Source organism: Mycobacterium sp. D16Q13 (assembly GCF_002013375.1).
In the GTDB taxonomy this organism is placed as follows: domain Bacteria; phylum Actinomycetota; class Actinomycetes; order Mycobacteriales; family Mycobacteriaceae; genus Mycobacterium.
Map to the genome: position 1 here is coordinate 70,818 of NZ_MAEW01000017.1, position 14,577 is coordinate 85,394.

Sequence of the window (14,577 nt, forward strand, 5' to 3'; positions counted from 1 at the left end):
AGTGTGACGGCCTCTCCACACACTGTGCAGGCATCCCTGTTTGGCGCACCACCGGTCCCGCGCCGCGAATTGGCGGGTGGCGCTTGGCTTGAGGTGCACCATGAATGGCTTGGACGTGCGGACAATCTCCTGGGCCAGCTGTTGGCACAGGTGCCATGGCGTGCCGAGCGCCGCCGCATGTACGACCGCACCCTCGATGTCCCCCGACTGGTCAGCTTTCATGATCTGACCGCGGGCCCGCCACCGCATCCGGTACTGGAGAGCATCTGCGATCGCCTCAACGGCGAGTACACCGCCGAGCTCGGTGAGCAGTTCACCACAGTGGGCCTGTGCCAGTACCGCGACGGCACCGACAGCGTCGCCTGGCACGGCGACACCATCGGTCGCGGCCTACGCGAAGACACTATGGTGGCGATCGTAAGCATCGGCGCCACACGCACTTTCGCGTTGCGGCCGAGGCTCGGCGGCGAGTCAATCCGCATCAATGTGGGCCATGGCGATCTTTTGGTGATGGGCGGCACCTGCCAACGGACCTGGGAACATGCGATCCCGAAGACATCCAAACCCGTGGGCCCGCGAATCAGCCTGCAGTACCGGCCCCGTGACGTGCGTTAGGAACGGACGGCGGCTACCGCTTTGACCAACAGCTCCGACGCGCGTTTGCCGTCGGGTGGCGCGGGCGGAACCTTCCCCACCGCGACCGGACTGACCGTGACCACCACCATGTAGCGGCCGAGATATGCCGAGTAGTTCAGCACTTCCTGGCCGACGGCCCTGCCCGACGTGCCACTGAGCACGTCACGCTTCATGCCGAGCGTGCGCGCACCGTCGATGGCGGGCGCATCCACCACCTCGGTCTGTCCCACGACTCCGTTGCCGCGGAAACCGACCTTCTTGCATTCCTCCGGCACAGCAGGATCGAAGGGGACCTCCTGGGAGGTTTCCACCGCAACCGCCACGTACTGATTACCCGCACCGGTGGCCGTGAGCGCGGCCATGTTCCCCTTGAGCCCGGCAGGCACCGCACTGCCGCCGCTGTACTTGGCACAGCCCGCGGGCTCCACCGTCATCCCGGGCGGCAGCGGGGCGGGCGAGAGCAGCTTGGGGTCCATCCCCGCTGGTTCCATTGTCTTGATCGCGAACTCCGGCCCGAACTGGCTCTTCAGCGCGGCGATGTTTCCGATCTTGACGTTGTGATTGACGGGATTCTGGACGGTTCGACTGCAACCCGGCACGACGAGCGCAAGCGCACAGGTGGCCCAGATTCCCCAGCTCTTGACGGTCACCGGCTTCAACACCCGGCCACTGTATCGATTCGGACCGAAAAATCGATGGCACCTATAGGGAACAATGTCTGTGTGGCCAAGAGTTAGAAACTGTGAGGATGGTGTGAGATGAAGACGGTGGTTAGGCTAGGTCGGTCGTGTCTGACGGCAGTGGGCGTCGGAGCGCTGATGGCCCTCACCCCCGGGACTGCACTCGCCGATGACGCACAGTCGGTCATCAACCAGTATCAGTCGCAGGGCTACCAAGTCATCATCGACCGGAACGGTTCTGCCCCGACCAACAAGTGCACGGTGTCCAACATCCGCAACGGACAGGATGTCTATCGCACCGAGTACCAGCGCACCTGGATGCCCAGCGGGAAGTGGCTGGTGCTGCCGGTGCGGGTGCTTGACCACAAACTGGTGTACATCTCGCTTAACTGCAACGTCTAGTTAGCCTTACCTAACCTGATTTGCCAGTTCGCTGAGTGCTGCGCGCTCAAAGCTCCCGTTACGCCGTGCACCTCAGAGCGCGCGCAGACCCGCCTATGAATTTGACGTTAATTTCCCCGAGTGGGAATCAATCCGAGTATTACCGCGTTGGACTGGACAGATTCACGGACGTTGATGGTTCAGCGAGTCGGGGATTCGGTCTTTGTGTGGTAGGCGGACACATCCGCGTAACACGCAGGCCACGAGGAGTGAGGCGAGAGGAGTGAAATCGTGAAGAAATTGTTATTTGCAGGTATTGCCGCAGCTGGCATCATCGGCGCATCGCTAGGATCGGCAAGTGTCGCGCTCGCCGGACCAGCGGGATCGGGCGATGCTAGCGCCGTCATCAATGACCTCAAGTCGAACGGGTACCGAGTGATCGTCTCCAAGACGGGCGCCGGTGACCTGACGAAGTGCACCGTCGAATCGGTGACACAGGAATCGCCCGTCAACAACGTGCAAGCGGCACGTGATGTGCGCAACAACCCCACCACGGTGCCGACAGTCGATCGCAAGGTCGCGCATGTCGCGCTGAGCTGCTGAACACAGCGGTGAGCTGACAATGCCCCGGGCCACAAGCCCGGGGCATTGTTGTCTCTACTTCAAATGATCGACGAGCGTGCCCTCGGCGCCGAACAGTTCGGCACGCCACTGATCCAGGAGCGCCTCGGTGTCGAGATCGTCGGGGTGGAAGTCCTTCTTCATATAGACGGCCAGCTTGCCGATCATGCCGTCGTTCAGCAGAGGCCCGCGAACCAACCCGACCGTTTCGCGGAGGACCCGCCCGGGCTGGCGCCGGCCGTCCGGATCACTCCATGCGATGGAGAACCACGAGCCCGCGGTGGCGAACGGCACCGTCCCTGTCCAGATGACGGCCATCACGGCACGCCGTAGCCATTCGGGCCCGCCCACCGCACGGTAGACGTCGAACGCGACCGATTTGTGCTCCAGCTCCTCGATCGCGTGCCAGTACAAGAGATTTCGCACCTCGTCATCGGTCACCATGTCTTGCAGCTCCCCGCTTTCCAGCAGGCGCTCGGCCAGAACCGCGGTGTAATGCTCGAGCGCGGCCGTGGCGGCCAGCATGGTCAGCCGGACGTACTTGAGGCGGTCCATGTTGGGCAGGTACTTGTCGACGAGGTCTTCGACCTTGCCGGAGCGCCGACCTATCGTCTCGACCATCTTGCTGCGGTACCCCATTTCCGTGAGCTTCTCGTTGAGCTCGCGATGGTGCAGACCGTGGGTGACTTCCTGACCAATGAACCCGGCGACGCGCTTCTTGAGCGTCGGCTCGGTGATCCTGTCCGCGTAGCGACGCACCGATCGGACGAAGAACTCCTCCCCCGGCGGGAACACCGCGGAGGCACCCGCCAGCACATGGCTCAGCGCGATGTCATTGTCGGCGAAGTGCCTTCGCATCGGGACGGGGTCACCAAACCAAAATCTGATGCGTCGCGTCTTCGGGTATGAGGCCGTTACCGGAGCAGCCATGTCGCACACACCTCCACATTGATCGTGTAACTCAGTGTTACACGAATCGCTTACGTTTTGAAGTAGTGCGTAAAAGTCAGGGCTTAGGTCCCTACAGCAGCCCGGGAACGATGGCCTTGCGCTCGCGCGGGTACTCGTCGGCGAAGGTCTCGCGGTACCACCGATGGATCGAGAGCGCCCTCGGCAGCAGATTGGCGATCGAGAACAGCACGAAAATCAGCCCGGGCAGTGTCCACGCCATCAGTGCCCAACCCGCCCAGAGGATGATCTCGCCGAAATAGTTGGCGGCCGACACCCACCTGAACGCGCCGCCGTACGGAATGCGATAACCATCGAAACCGTCAGCTCGCAGATTGATGAGAATGCGGTCGGCCTGGAAGTTCACGAGCCAACCGGTGATCGCGACCAGCACGCCGAGGATGAAGCGGGGGTCGGTGAACCAGGTGGAGCTCTGCAGATGCGCGGCGAATGCGACGGCGTATCCGTTCGCGAAACCATTGACCGCGTTGAAGACGAAGCCAAACGCGATTCCGCTGTAGGGGAAGCGTTTTCCACTACCTCTGCGGGACAGCGGATAGATCAGTCCGCGATACAGGTAGTGACACTGCCACAGGCCGTACAGCACGAGCGCTGGTGCGCCGTGATGATGCGCGACGGCCCAGAACGTGATGGTGAACGCCCACCACTGCGGACATTCGAAGATCAGCCAACCGATCTTCGCGGGGGCGGTGAACTTCTCGTCCGGTTTCGCGAACCTGCCGTAGGGATTGGTGAACCAGAAGCCACTGATGAAGGTGACGACGGCCAGGACTACCAGGAAGACGATCGCACCGTGATACAGCTCCGTAAGCACACCGGGACAGTACCCAGTGAACGGTGGTTCTAAGCAGGGTCGATGATGTTCGTCTTCATTTGGTTGGCAATCTGACCGGCGACTTCTGCGTTGTCGGTGGCACCGGACGAGGTCACCCCGTACACCACGTTGCCCGTGGTGTGGATGTGCGTGGCACCGGTGTTGTCGGCCCAGGTGATCGTGATCGGGTTGCGCATGCCGAACGTGTACGCGCCGGGCGAATGCGCCTTGCACGTATTGAAAGCCTCTGTGATCCGATGGAATTCAGCTTGGGCGGTGGGCTTGTCGGGGTAGATCGCAATGGCCTCGTGCAGTGTCTGATGCGGGTCCGCGCTGCTGTCGACATTCAGTTGACGAAACGCCTGCCAGCCGTCACCCAAGTCGCCCTGTGACGCCGCGTGCAACACGCCACACGGATCCGACGGGTTGATGGCGGGCCCGTAGACCGGAGCCGTGTCGGTATGTGTGGTGTCCGCCGTCGGGAAGCCCAGCGACTTCACCACATCGATCCCGGCGAATAACGAATCCGCGGCAGCGGCACTGACTTTGAGCTCGGTTACCTCAGGCGTGGAGGTTTCCACCACCGGACTCACGGGCTGCGAGCAACCGGCAACTGCGACGAGTGCGAGGAGGCCCGATCCGACCCATACTGTCCGCGCCATCTGAGAATTGTGGACTCTCAACCTGGGAAATTCCTGGGTGTTTGGGGGCGATCAGGTGAAATGTGGCGACAAGATGCCCGGCGATAGCACCATCGCAACGGCCGACGTGATCAGCAACCCGACATAGGCCCAGGCATGCGCGGTATCGGGAAGCCGGGGCGGGCGCCGCCGCAGCCAGATCACCAACGGCAGCGCCCCGATGAGAAGCGCTGTGGCAGAGCGGAAATCCACCGCGCCGATGAAGTACGGCTCACCCGCGACCGCCGCCGACGTACTGGTGAGAAAGATCGCCAATGCCGGCACGCTGATCGCCAGCGTCAACGGATTCGCGAGGGCGGTAGCCATACTCATCTGCTGGCCACTGCGGCGCAGCAAGGGAACCGTCATCACACTGCCGCCCACCCCCAGAAATGAGGCGACCGCACCGATGGGGACGCCCAGCATGGGCGAGATGGCGAAGTCGCGTGGAGGGCCGTCGATCGTGGTCGGGTGGCGCAGGAATCCCGGGCGCAGCAGCACGTCGGCGATCGTGATCACCAGATAGACCACGAATCCCCATGTCGTGAGGTGCGGAGGCGCCAGCCTGGCCAGGGCCGCACCGAGAGCACCCCCGCACCCCAGCAAGGCGATGACGGCTACAGCACGTCGCAGGTGCACCAATGTGGCTCGCGAGGTCGCGGCCGTGGCAGCTGCCGCGTTGACCACCATGACGACCGCAGAGGTCGCCACGGCTACCACCGTTGCCGCGCCACCCAATGCGCCGTCGGCCCAGACGATCACCGGGACGGTGACAAATCCGCCGCCGAAACCGAACAGCACCGTGGTGAACCCCGTCAGAACTCCGATCACCACCAACACGATCACGCTCATGCGACCAGTCCAATCCTCGCGCGTCGTACACACAATCGAATACTCGATCGATTCATTCGAATTTCGGCCATATCCTGACCAGATGCGGAATGTCCCGCTCGCCGACGTCGACCACCTGCCGCACGATGTGCTGCCGATCGCCACCGACTACACCAACGGGCAGCTACTGGATTGGCATGAGCATCGGCGCGCACAGTTCCTCTACGGAACCACCGGAACGATGATCGTGGACACCGACGCCGGAACCTGGACGGTGCCCACTCGTCGCGCCGTCATGATCCCGGCGCGCACCCGCCATCGCGTGCGAATGCTGGACGTACGCACCGGCAGCCTCTACATCGAGCCGTCGGCCGTTCCGTGGTGGCCGTCGTCGTGCGTGGTCGTCGACGTCGGCTCGCTGATGCACGAACTACTCAGCGCGGCAGCAGATCTCGCCGCCGACTACGACCACTCGGGACGCGACGGAGCACTCGTGGCCCTGCTACTCCATGAACTGGCGTCCTTCACCGCGCTACCGTTGCATGTCGACATACCAAAGTCGCCGGATCTGGCGCAGCTGTGTCGGCACTACCTCGAGGCACCGGAAGTCTCGGTATCCAATGCCCAATGGGCGCGGCGACTGAACACCAGCGAGCGCTTACTGACTCGCCGCTTCCGAGGAGAAGTCGGGATGAGTCCGGCGGCCTGGCGGGTCCGGGCACGGCTGCTGGCAGCGGTCCCGCTGCTGCGGCAGCACTCGGTAACCCAGGTTGCGGGGCGCCTCGGCTACGCCACGCCCGCTGCCTTCTCCTACGCCTTCGGCCGCGTGTTCGACATAGCCCCGTCGCGGATCCGATGACCTAGAGTTCACCGCTATGAGCCGGACCGCGATCATCATTCTCATCGGAGTCATCGCAGCACTGGCGTTTCTTGCCGTCGGCGCGCTGGTCAAGAAGGTCGGCATACAGGCAGCCCTCACGCACTTCCTGGTCGCCTGGGCCGGCGTTGCCGTGTTCAACATGGGGGTGGGCGTGTTCGAAGCCGGGTATGGCGTCGCAGAGGAACTCCCCGTGTTGCTGGCAGTGTTCGGGGTCCCGGCAGCGGTGGCAGGCATTGGCTGGCTGGGGGCGCGACGCCTCTCCCGGTCATGAGATCTCCCACGCCACAGCCTCGAAGCACAGGTCAGCGCTTGACGATACTGTGGGGCGTATGACGACAACGTTCGTCGGGATAGCAGTGATCGTGGCGATGACCTTTATCGGTATCGGCATGAACGCTGGGCTCTTCAATACCCGCAGGGCACGACAGGCGATACCGCCGTTGGTGGCCCGGGCAGCAGCTCCCGTGTATGCGCTCAACCGCCGTATCGGCAACCCGGGCCGCACAACGAGACGTCCCACGGAAGCCGAATCGCCCGAGGAATCCGCGGACTGAACTGAGCTTCGTCTGGCACGTCTCACGGTAAAGAAAAACCCCCGACAAGCGGGGGTTCATGGTGGAGCTAGGGAGAATCGAACTCCCGACCTTCTCGATGCGAACGAGACGCGCTACCAACTGCGCTATAGCCCCAAGACGCTAAGACCTTACCAGCCGTCCTGCGTCAGACCGAATCAGATACCTACTGACCGACAGCGTGCGGCATACGGTACTGCCGCGGCTCGTCGTAGTAATCCAGGTGCTCGAAAACCGGGTCCTCGTCGTCGATTTCGAGGACGGCCGCTCCGGGACGGCGCAGGCGCTGCGGCACCACATCGAGCTCGCGGTCCCCCACGTTCTCCACGCCGACCACCCGCGCACGCTGGTAGCGCGCCGCACGGCGACGGCGCAGCTGCTCCTCGATGCGAGTCTGACGACGCAGATAGCCCAGGTAGAGCACCGCCATCACGGCCAGCGCGCCGCACGCCCACCACGCGGTGCTGGTTGCCGTCGCGGCCACCACACCGGCGATCGTCATCGCCGCGACCAGACCGATCAGCACACGCTTACGGAAGGCGAACTTGCGCGCGTTCTCCTTGGCCATGACGTCGGGGTCAAACCGGCGGCGACGCGATGAGCTGTACATGGGGGGCGCCTGGTGGCGTTCGCGTGTCGGCTCGGCGGGAATGGCCAGACCCGAGGTGTCGTCGACATACTCGTAGGTGCCCGAATCGGTTTCGGCGACCGGTGCCTCTTCCAGATCCTCGAGGTCATCAGACAGTGCGGCCTCGCCGACCGGCAAGGCGATCGCATCTTCATCTACGACATCGACGTCAACGGGGTCGTCGCTCTCGATCTTCTCTGGACGAACCTTGCGCACGGCCATGGCCTTGACGGCCCGCGCGGCGTCCTTGTCTTCCTCGGTGGGCGCACTCGCGATCACTCCGGTCGAGTCTTCGTCGTCCTCATCCTCGAGTTCGTCGATGTCCTCACGACGGAAATCCGGGTCGCTGCGGTGACCGGCGGCGGGGCCGGTGCGGCGCAATAGCTTGGCGGCCTTTCCGTTGAGTACCCGTGTCGCCAGGGCGACGTCACTGGTGCGCTTCACCACGTCGCGCTTGTTGATCAGCATCGGCACCAGGACAAACAGCCACAGAACGACCAGTCCGATCCACAACACCGATTGGGGGATGCTCGGCATCTCGGCCTGCTCCTTTCTGCGCGCGTCAGGTGTGCCTTGCGCCTAAGCCTCAGGTCAAGGCTAGGTTGGCGATCTGCGCACGCTATGAGGCGCGCCGATACCAATTACACACCTGTAATTCTACAGGGGCAAGCATCACAGGCCCCAATAGTCACATCTGTCTCACAAATATCCGGCGGGCCTGCGCCTCATGACGGCTTTTCCCCCGAAAGCGTCGTAAGACGCAGACTCGCTACGGGGGTGTCGGGGCGCGGTGGGACGCTGCGCGCCATGGGGGATATTCCGTGGCCATTCCGCTCAGCCGACGTACTCGCATCCGGTGCAATCTCCGAACGCCGGATGCGCCGGTTGTATCGGCAGCTGTACCCCGGCGTATTCGTGCCAAGAGATGCGCAGCTCTCGGCGACCGAACGAGCCGTCGCGGCCTGGTACTGGTCGCGACGGCAGGGCGTTGTCGCCGGACTGTCAGCATCCGCACTACACGGTGCGAAATGGATAGACGGCGATCGGCCAGCTGAACTCGTGTTTGACAACTACCGGACACCGTCCGGATTAACAGTCCACCAGGATTCGTTACTCGCCAACGAAATCACCGAGGTCCAGGGCATGAATGCCACGACACCCGCGCGTACGGCGTTCGACCTCGGGCGGCGGCTGCCCCTCGGCCACGCCGTGGAGAGAATCGATGCCCTGATGAACGCGACCGGCCTGACGACCCCCGAGGTTCACGCGGTGCTGGCCGGCCATCCTGGCGTCCGCGGCGTCGTACGCCTACGCGAAGTGCTTGAACTCGTCGACGCAGGAGCCGAGTCACCACAAGAAACCCGCACTCGCCTGCTCCTGGTCCGCAGCGGATTCCCTAAACCTCAAACGCAGATACGAGTGCTCGACAGATTCGGTGACTTCGTCGCACGCGTGGACATGGGGTGGGAAGACGCGAAAGTAGGAATCGAGTTCGACGGCGCGCAGCATTGGACGGACCCACGTCAACGTTCCCGGGACATCGACCGTGCCGCAGCACTCACGGATGAAGGCTGGACGATCATCCGGGTCACGTCAGAACTGCTTCGGCACCGCCCCGGCACGATCGTCAGCCGCGTCGACGAAGCACTTCAGATGGCGAGTCTGCGTCTCACGACGGTTTTTCCCCCGAAAGCGTCGTAAGACGCAGACTCGGCAAGAACGAGCTCAGACCCAAGCGGCGTTTCCGGAACGCACCAGCATCGCGGCCACCGAACCTCGCACCTCTTCGACCGTCATCGCCACCAAAAGGTGATCGCGCCAGGCGCCATCAACGTCGAGGTACCGCTTGAGCAGCCCCTCCTCACGAAAGCCGACCTTCGACAACACCGCACGGCTGGCCCCGTTCTCGGGCCGCACCGTTGCCTCCACCCGGTGCAGGGTGACGGGCCCGAAACAGTGATCGAGCCCCAGCGCGAGTGCCGCAGTCGCCACCCCTTGCCGGGTCACCGTGCTGACTACCCAGTACCCGATCCACGCCGAACGCAGCGCGCCGTGCGCGATGTTGCCGATCGTCAGCTGCCCGACGAAATTCCCGTTCAGCTCGATCGCGCACGGAATCATCCGCCCCTTGCGGGCCTCGGCCCGCAGACCCGAACACAGCGCGGGCCACGACGACACACCGTGGCGCGCCATCCAATCGACCTCGGAAGACGGTTCCCACGGCTGCAGATGGGTCTGGTCGGCCAGCCGTGCCCGGCTCCACGCCATCCCATCCCGCAACCGGATGGGCCGCACCGACACCACTCCTGCGGGCACACGCAGTTTCCCGAGCGGCATCGGCCAGCCGGGGTGCGCACTCTCTTGACGCCAGACGCTCATGCGGGCTCCTGGTCTTCGCTCCAGACGCTCATCCGCGCTGTGCCAGGAACGCGACCTCGACGATCTCCCCGGTACGAACCTGTTCCACGTCGGCGGGCACGATCACGAGGCAATTCGCCTCCGCGAGCGTCGCGAGAAGGTGCGAGGACGCGCCCGGCGCTCCCAGAATCTGCACCAGATACTCTCCGGTGTCCTGGTCCCGCATCAGCTGACCACGCAGAAAACCCTTGCGGCCAGCGATAGAGGTAATAGGAGACACGGTGCGCGCCCGCACAATTCGGCGCTGCGCGTGCCGGCGCCCCAGGGCCAGCCGGATCAGCGGACGCACCATCACCTCGAAGACCACCAGGGCACCGACCGGGTTCGCGGGCAGCAGGAAGGTGGGCACCGCATCGCGGCCCAGCTGACCGAAGCCCTGCACCGAACCCGGATGCATGGCGACACGCCCCACCTCCATATCGCCCAGCGCCGAAAGCGCCTCGCGAATCCCCTCGGCAGCGGCACCGCCGACAGCCCCAGAAACCACGACAACCTCTGCCCGGTTCAGCTGTCCTTCGAGCACTTCCCGAAACGCGGCGGGGTCCGCGCTGGCAATGCCCACCCGGTTCACATCGGCGCCCGCATCGCGGGCCGCGGCAGCCAGCGCATAGGAGTTCACGTCGTACACCTGACCATTCCCCGGCGTGCGGTCGACGTCGACAAGCTCGCCACCCACACTGATCACCGACAGCCGAGGTCTCGGATGCACCAGCACGCGATCACGTCCCACCGCGGCCAGCAGCCCCACCTGGGCCGCGCCGATGATCGTGCCCGCCCGCACGGCGACATCACCGGGTTGCACATCATCACCGGTGCGCCGCACATAGTCACCCGAACGCACCGCGCGCAGCACCTTGACCCGCGACTCGCCGCCCTCGGACCAGCGCAACGGCAGCACCGCATCCGCCAAGGTCGGCATCGGCGCACCGGTCTGCACGCGTACCGCCTGACGGGGTTGCAGCCGGGTGGGCGTGCGCTCCCCCACCCGCACCGTGCCGACAACAGGTAGCTCGACCGTTCCGATCTCGCCGCTGGATTCTTCTAGGTCGTCTTCGTCGTCTGGATCGCCGCCCTCACCCGGGCTGATCACGCGCACCACACCACCGGCGGCCTGCACATCGACGCTGCGTACGGCATATCCGTCGATGGCCGCCTGGTCGAATCCGGGCAATGGCCGAACGGTCACCACTTCCTCGGCGCACAACAAACCCTGGGCCTCGGCGATCGCCACCCGAACCGGGCGCGGCGCGACCGCAGCCGCCGTCACTTTGGCCTGCTGCTCCTCGACCGAACGCACTGGTGCCTTTCTTACTCCGAATCCGGCAGCGTGGTCGGTCCCAGACCCAGCCGTTCGACCAGCCACTTCCGCAAGCCCGGACCGTAATCGTCGCGGTCCAACGCAAAGTCAACAGCAGCCTTGAGATAGCCGCCGGGATTTCCCAGGTCGTGTCGGGATCCGCGGTGCACAACGACATGCACCGGGTGTCCCTCATCGATCAACAGCGCGATGGCATCGGTGAGCTGTAGCTCGCCACCGGCACCCCGCGGGATGCGCTTGAGCGCATCGAAAATCACCCGATCCAGCAGGTAGCGACCCGCCGCCGCGTAGTTCGACGGGGCATCCTCAACCTTCGGCTTCTCCACCATCCCCTTAACGCGCAACACATTTGGGTTGGCAGCATCAGGGACAATCTCGACGTCAAACGCTCCGTAGGAACTGATCTCCTCGGGCGGCACCTCGATGGCGCAGAGCACCGAGCCGCCACGCTTGGCCCGGACCTTGGCCATCGTCACCAACACCCCCCGCGGCCACACCAGGTCATCGGGCAGCAGCACCGCGATGGCGTCCTCGTCGTCGTCGAGAACCGGCTCCACACAGCCCACGGCGTGGCCGAGGCCAAGCGGCTCGGCCTGAACCACCGATTGCACCTTGATCAGGCCGGGCGCCCGGCGCACCTTCTCGAGCATCGCGTGCTTCCCGCGGTCCTCGAGCGTGCCCTCAAGCACCAAGTCCTCCACGAAATGCGCGACGACGCCGTCCTTGCCCTCTGAGGTGACGATCACCAGACGCTCCGCACCGGCCTCGGCGGCCTCCTCGGCCACCAGCTCGATTCCCGGAGTGTCGACCACCGGCAGCAGTTCCTTGGGCACGGTCTTGGTCGCGGGCAGAAACCGCGTGCCCAGACCTGCAGCGGGCACCACGGCGGTGCGCGGGATGGACACGTCAGGGGCCGTCATAGCCACTCACCCTAACCACTGACCACGGGATTGCGCGGGCAAGGCGGTACCGTCACGGAATCGGCGATCCCCACAGCACCCCAGAGAACATCAAGAACGTCCTGCGGCAACAGATTGTGCAGGCACGACGGGCAATGTCGCGTGCCGACCGCGAAATACAGAACGACGCGCTCACCGCGCATGTCGCGACGGCGGCCTCTGGGCTTTCTGTGATCGCCGCCTACTTGCCGGTGGGATCCGAGCCCGGCTCGGTGGAGATGCTCGACGTCCTGACAACCCGCGGTGTACAGGTTTTGCTGCCGGTCGCGCGCAACGACGGAACCGGCACGCCGACGGCGCTGACCTGGGGCCAGTACCGACCGGGAGAGCTGGTTGGCGCCCCCTTCGGTCTGCGAGAACCGGCCCCGCCGCTGTTCGGTCCGGCCGCCCTTGCCGATGCCGAGCTGGTGTTGATTCCGGCGCTCGCGGTGGACAAACGGGGCAACCGGCTGGGCCGCGGCGCCGGGTTCTACGACCGATCCTTGGGGTTCGCCGCACCCTCGGTGGCCCTGATCTCGCCTCTGTACACCGGCGAGATACTCGATGCGATCCCAGCGGGCCCGCACGATGTGCCGGTGACTCACGCGCTGACCGCCGACGGATTCGTCACACTCAGCTGAATCCCCAGGTCGCTCAGTGGCGGACCTAGCACTCCAGACGGTAGAGTGCCAATGGCGTTTCATGGTTTGTCAGTTCCTGGAGGACCCCTCATGCCCACCTATTCCTACGCATGTGCCGACTGTGGCGACAAGTTCGACATCGTCCAGGCGTTCACTGACGATGCGCTGACCGTGTGCCAAAAGTGCTCGGGCAAGCTGCGCAAGCTGTTCAACTCGGTGGGCATCGTGTTCAAGGGCAGCGGCTTCTACCGCACCGACAGCCGCTCGGGCAGCGTGGACGCCGCCTCGAAGAGTGATTCCGGCGCCAAGAGCGAATCCAAGTCCTCGTCGTCCGAGACCTCGGCGAGCAGCTCGTCGTCGACGTCGAGCTCCTCCAGCTCGACGTCCACCGCCACCGCGTCCGCCGCCGCCAGCTGACGAGTTATCCACAGCGGCGTATTGCCTGCTGACGCGGGGACACGTGTCGTCCTAGCGTGAGGCATGGCTCGTTCGCCCCTCGATCCCACTGTGCTGCAGCGCGTATCGACAGCGCTTCGCCCTGATTGGGCACGAACGGCACTAGCCCGGCGGGTCATCGCTGCGATCTTGGTGCTGTTCGCGGCGGTCTTGGCATTCCGCCCGGACCCCGCCAACGATCGCACCGACGTGGTCGTAGCCGTCCATGACCTCCCGCCCGGCACGATCCTGACCGGCGACGATGTCCGACTGGAAAAGCGTTCCACGACAATTCTTCCCGACGGCGCACGCACCATGACGGGAACCGTCGTGGGAGCGACGGTGGCCGGGCCGGTTCGTCGCGGAGAAATGCTGACCGATCTACGGGTGTTGGGCCCGCGACTGGCCGAGTCAGCAGCCGGCAGGGACGCGCGCATCGTCCCGGTACCACTGGGCGACGCCGCGACCCTCGACATGATCCGCGCCGGAGACATCGTCGACATCCTCACCGTTGCCGACCACGAACCGGGCGCACCAGATGCCACGGCACCCGAGCCCGCCGTGCTGGCCACGGGTGCCGTGGTCGTGTTGGTGTCGCCGAAACCCGTCACCAAAGGCGTTGGGACGCAGCGGGTGGTAATGGTCGCATTGCCGCCGCAGCAGGCAAATCGCGTCGCCGCAATCGCGTTAGTGCAGGCGGTAACGCTGACCTTGCGTTAGTGTCAGACCATGCTCAAGGGATTCAGAGATTTTCTGCTGCGCGGCAACGTCATTGACCTCGCGGTCGCCGTGGTCATCGGCGCGGCGTTCACCGCACTGGTCACCAAGTTCAGCGACGCCGTCATTCAGCCATTGATCAATCGCATAGGCACCGGGCCCGATTCGGATCACCCTGCGCTCAGAGTCAGCATCGGCGGCGGACAGTACCTGGACTTCAATGTCTTGGTCACCGCCACGATCAACTTCATCCTGATCGCGGCGGTCGTCTACTTCCTGGTGGTTTTGCCGTACAACACGCTCAAGAGCCGCCTGGCCAAGTCCGGTGAGGACCCTGCCGCGGCGACCGAAGCAGAGCTACTCGTCGAGATTCGCGACCTGCTGGCCGAGCAGAAGAAGGCGTCCTAGCCCTTCTGCC

The 14,577-nt window shown here is 64.5% G+C and carries 20 protein-coding genes and 1 tRNA gene; 11 read left to right on the forward strand and 10 right to left on the reverse strand.

Going from position 1 to position 14,577, the window contains the following annotated elements; all coding sequences use genetic code 11:
- Nucleotides 1-3 precede the first annotated feature (3 nt).
- Entirely contained in the window at nucleotides 4-615 is a 612-nt protein-coding gene (locus B4400_RS18080; RefSeq protein WP_078290550.1) for an alpha-ketoglutarate-dependent dioxygenase AlkB family protein, read from the forward strand.
- Here the strand turns inward: B4400_RS18080 and B4400_RS18085 are convergent.
- Complete coding sequence (locus tag B4400_RS18085) at nucleotides 612-1,298, reverse strand: DUF5642 family protein (protein ID WP_078310220.1); 687 nt, start codon at nucleotides 1,296-1,298, stop codon at nucleotides 612-614. The two genes, B4400_RS18080 and B4400_RS18085, sit on opposite strands and share 4 nt — an antisense overlap.
- A 96-nt stretch (nucleotides 1,299-1,394) precedes the next feature.
- Between B4400_RS18085 and B4400_RS18090 the strand changes: the two genes are divergently transcribed.
- Both B4400_RS18090 and B4400_RS18095 read left to right on the forward strand, forming a co-directional pair.
- A complete protein-coding gene (locus B4400_RS18090; RefSeq protein WP_078310224.1) occupies nucleotides 1,395-1,718 on the forward strand; it encodes a hypothetical protein in 324 nt (107 codons plus the stop codon).
- Between the two features lie 270 nt (nucleotides 1,719-1,988).
- On the forward strand, nucleotides 1,989-2,300 hold the full coding sequence (locus B4400_RS18095) for a hypothetical protein (RefSeq protein WP_078310227.1): 312 nt from the start codon (nucleotides 1,989-1,991) through the stop codon (nucleotides 2,298-2,300).
- 54 nt (nucleotides 2,301-2,354) lie between these two features.
- On the opposite strand, the gene B4400_RS18100 is transcribed toward B4400_RS18095, so the two are convergent.
- From B4400_RS18100 to B4400_RS18115, 4 genes are all read right to left on the reverse strand, one after another.
- Entirely contained in the window at nucleotides 2,355-3,248 is an 894-nt protein-coding gene (locus B4400_RS18100; protein WP_078310232.1) for a metal-dependent hydrolase, read from the reverse strand.
- Nucleotides 3,249-3,339: 91 nt separating this feature from the next.
- The gene (locus B4400_RS18105; protein WP_078310236.1) at nucleotides 3,340-4,101 is read right to left on the reverse strand and encodes a DUF1295 domain-containing protein; all 762 of its coding nucleotides are present in this window, start codon (nucleotides 4,099-4,101) and stop codon (nucleotides 3,340-3,342) included.
- 29 nt (nucleotides 4,102-4,130) lie between these two features.
- Nucleotides 4,131-4,763 carry a sensor domain-containing protein gene (locus B4400_RS18110; protein ID WP_139361470.1) on the reverse strand — a complete coding sequence of 211 codons (633 nt, stop codon included), beginning with the start codon at nucleotides 4,761-4,763 and terminating at the stop codon, nucleotides 4,131-4,133.
- 51 nt (nucleotides 4,764-4,814) lie between these two features.
- Complete coding sequence (locus tag B4400_RS18115; protein ID WP_078310593.1) at nucleotides 4,815-5,627, reverse strand: sulfite exporter TauE/SafE family protein; 813 nt, start codon at nucleotides 5,625-5,627, stop codon at nucleotides 4,815-4,817.
- 88 nt (nucleotides 5,628-5,715) lie between these two features.
- Between B4400_RS18115 and B4400_RS18120 the strand changes: the two genes are divergently transcribed.
- The 3 genes from B4400_RS18120 to B4400_RS18130 are packed head-to-tail and all read left to right on the forward strand — an operon-like array spanning nucleotide 5,716 to nucleotide 7,046.
- Complete coding sequence (locus B4400_RS18120; RefSeq protein ID WP_078310591.1) at nucleotides 5,716-6,471, forward strand: AraC family transcriptional regulator; 756 nt, start codon at nucleotides 5,716-5,718, stop codon at nucleotides 6,469-6,471.
- 16 nt (nucleotides 6,472-6,487) lie between these two features.
- Complete coding sequence (locus tag B4400_RS18125; RefSeq protein WP_078310240.1) at nucleotides 6,488-6,763, forward strand: hypothetical protein; 276 nt, start codon at nucleotides 6,488-6,490, stop codon at nucleotides 6,761-6,763.
- A 58-nt stretch (nucleotides 6,764-6,821) separates the two neighbouring features.
- The gene (locus B4400_RS18130) at nucleotides 6,822-7,046 is read left to right on the forward strand and encodes a hypothetical protein (protein ID WP_078310243.1); all 225 of its coding nucleotides are present in this window, start codon (nucleotides 6,822-6,824) and stop codon (nucleotides 7,044-7,046) included.
- A 59-nt stretch (nucleotides 7,047-7,105) separates the two neighbouring features.
- Here B4400_RS18130 and B4400_RS18135 read toward each other — a convergent pair.
- Nucleotides 7,106-7,181 (reverse strand) — tRNA-Ala (locus B4400_RS18135).
- 49 nt (nucleotides 7,182-7,230) lie between these two features.
- Complete coding sequence (sepX, locus tag B4400_RS18140; protein WP_078310247.1) at nucleotides 7,231-8,229, reverse strand: divisome protein SepX/GlpR; 999 nt, start codon at nucleotides 8,227-8,229, stop codon at nucleotides 7,231-7,233.
- Between the two features lie 270 nt (nucleotides 8,230-8,499).
- Between sepX and B4400_RS18145 the strand changes: the two genes are divergently transcribed.
- Nucleotides 8,500-9,393, forward strand: coding sequence for a PDDEXK-like endonuclease domain-containing protein (locus tag B4400_RS18145; protein ID WP_078310595.1), 894 nt, complete (start codon nucleotides 8,500-8,502; stop codon nucleotides 9,391-9,393).
- 24 nt (nucleotides 9,394-9,417) lie between these two features.
- Here B4400_RS18145 and B4400_RS18150 read toward each other — a convergent pair whose 3' ends face one another.
- Genes B4400_RS18150 through B4400_RS18160 form a run of 3 tightly spaced genes read right to left on the reverse strand, consistent with a single transcriptional unit; the run spans nucleotide 9,418 to nucleotide 12,348 of the window.
- Nucleotides 9,418-10,071: a GNAT family N-acetyltransferase gene (locus B4400_RS18150; RefSeq protein WP_078310250.1), complete on the reverse strand. Its 654-nt coding sequence runs from the start codon at nucleotides 10,069-10,071 to the stop codon at nucleotides 9,418-9,420.
- A 28-nt stretch (nucleotides 10,072-10,099) separates the two neighbouring features.
- Nucleotides 10,100-11,407, reverse strand: coding sequence for a molybdotransferase-like divisome protein Glp (glp, locus tag B4400_RS18155; protein WP_078310254.1), 1,308 nt, complete (start codon nucleotides 11,405-11,407; stop codon nucleotides 10,100-10,102).
- 11 nt (nucleotides 11,408-11,418) lie between these two features.
- Nucleotides 11,419-12,348, reverse strand: a complete 930-nt coding sequence (locus B4400_RS18160; protein ID WP_078290537.1) for a UTP--glucose-1-phosphate uridylyltransferase — start codon at nucleotides 12,346-12,348, stop codon at nucleotides 11,419-11,421.
- A 101-nt stretch (nucleotides 12,349-12,449) separates the two neighbouring features.
- Between B4400_RS18160 and B4400_RS18165 the strand changes: the two genes are divergently transcribed.
- The 4 genes from B4400_RS18165 to mscL all read left to right on the forward strand — a co-directional run bounded on the left by B4400_RS18165 (nucleotide 12,450) and on the right by mscL (nucleotide 14,567).
- Entirely contained in the window at nucleotides 12,450-13,007 is a 558-nt protein-coding gene (locus B4400_RS18165) for a 5-formyltetrahydrofolate cyclo-ligase (protein ID WP_353615248.1), read from the forward strand.
- Between the two features lie 90 nt (nucleotides 13,008-13,097).
- Complete coding sequence (locus B4400_RS18170; protein WP_078310262.1) at nucleotides 13,098-13,424, forward strand: FmdB family zinc ribbon protein; 327 nt, start codon at nucleotides 13,098-13,100, stop codon at nucleotides 13,422-13,424.
- A 63-nt stretch (nucleotides 13,425-13,487) separates the two neighbouring features.
- Nucleotides 13,488-14,162, forward strand: coding sequence for an SAF domain-containing protein (locus B4400_RS18175; RefSeq protein WP_078310265.1), 675 nt, complete (start codon nucleotides 13,488-13,490; stop codon nucleotides 14,160-14,162).
- Between the two features lie 9 nt (nucleotides 14,163-14,171).
- A complete protein-coding gene (mscL, locus tag B4400_RS18180; protein WP_078310270.1) occupies nucleotides 14,172-14,567 on the forward strand; it encodes a large-conductance mechanosensitive channel protein MscL in 396 nt (131 codons plus the stop codon).
- Nucleotides 14,568-14,577: the final 10 nt, after the last annotated feature.

Bases quoted from the DNA above. Each gene is read 5' to 3' on its own strand.
- B4400_RS18090 (WP_078310224.1), top strand. From the start codon at position 1,395: ATGAAGACGGTGGTTAGGCTAGGTCGGTCGTGTCTGACGGCAGTGGGC.
- B4400_RS18100 (WP_078310232.1), bottom strand. From the start codon at position 3,248: ATGGCTGCTCCGGTAACGGCCTCATACCCGAAGACGCGACGCATCAGA.
- B4400_RS18110 (WP_139361470.1), bottom strand. From the start codon at position 4,763: ATGGCGCGGACAGTATGGGTCGGATCGGGCCTCCTCGCACTCGTCGCA.
- B4400_RS18120 (WP_078310591.1), top strand. From the start codon at position 5,716: ATGCGGAATGTCCCGCTCGCCGACGTCGACCACCTGCCGCACGATGTG.
- B4400_RS18125 (WP_078310240.1), top strand. From the start codon at position 6,488: ATGAGCCGGACCGCGATCATCATTCTCATCGGAGTCATCGCAGCACTG.
- B4400_RS18130 (WP_078310243.1), top strand. From the start codon at position 6,822: ATGACGACAACGTTCGTCGGGATAGCAGTGATCGTGGCGATGACCTTT.
- sepX (WP_078310247.1), bottom strand. From the start codon at position 8,229: ATGCCGAGCATCCCCCAATCGGTGTTGTGGATCGGACTGGTCGTTCTG.
- B4400_RS18145 (WP_078310595.1), top strand. From the start codon at position 8,500: ATGGGGGATATTCCGTGGCCATTCCGCTCAGCCGACGTACTCGCATCC.
- B4400_RS18150 (WP_078310250.1), bottom strand. From the start codon at position 10,071: ATGAGCGTCTGGCGTCAAGAGAGTGCGCACCCCGGCTGGCCGATGCCG.
- B4400_RS18160 (WP_078290537.1), bottom strand. From the start codon at position 12,348: ATGACGGCCCCTGACGTGTCCATCCCGCGCACCGCCGTGGTGCCCGCT.
- B4400_RS18170 (WP_078310262.1), top strand. From the start codon at position 13,098: ATGCCCACCTATTCCTACGCATGTGCCGACTGTGGCGACAAGTTCGAC.
- B4400_RS18175 (WP_078310265.1), top strand. From the start codon at position 13,488: ATGGCTCGTTCGCCCCTCGATCCCACTGTGCTGCAGCGCGTATCGACA.
- mscL (WP_078310270.1), top strand. From the start codon at position 14,172: ATGCTCAAGGGATTCAGAGATTTTCTGCTGCGCGGCAACGTCATTGAC.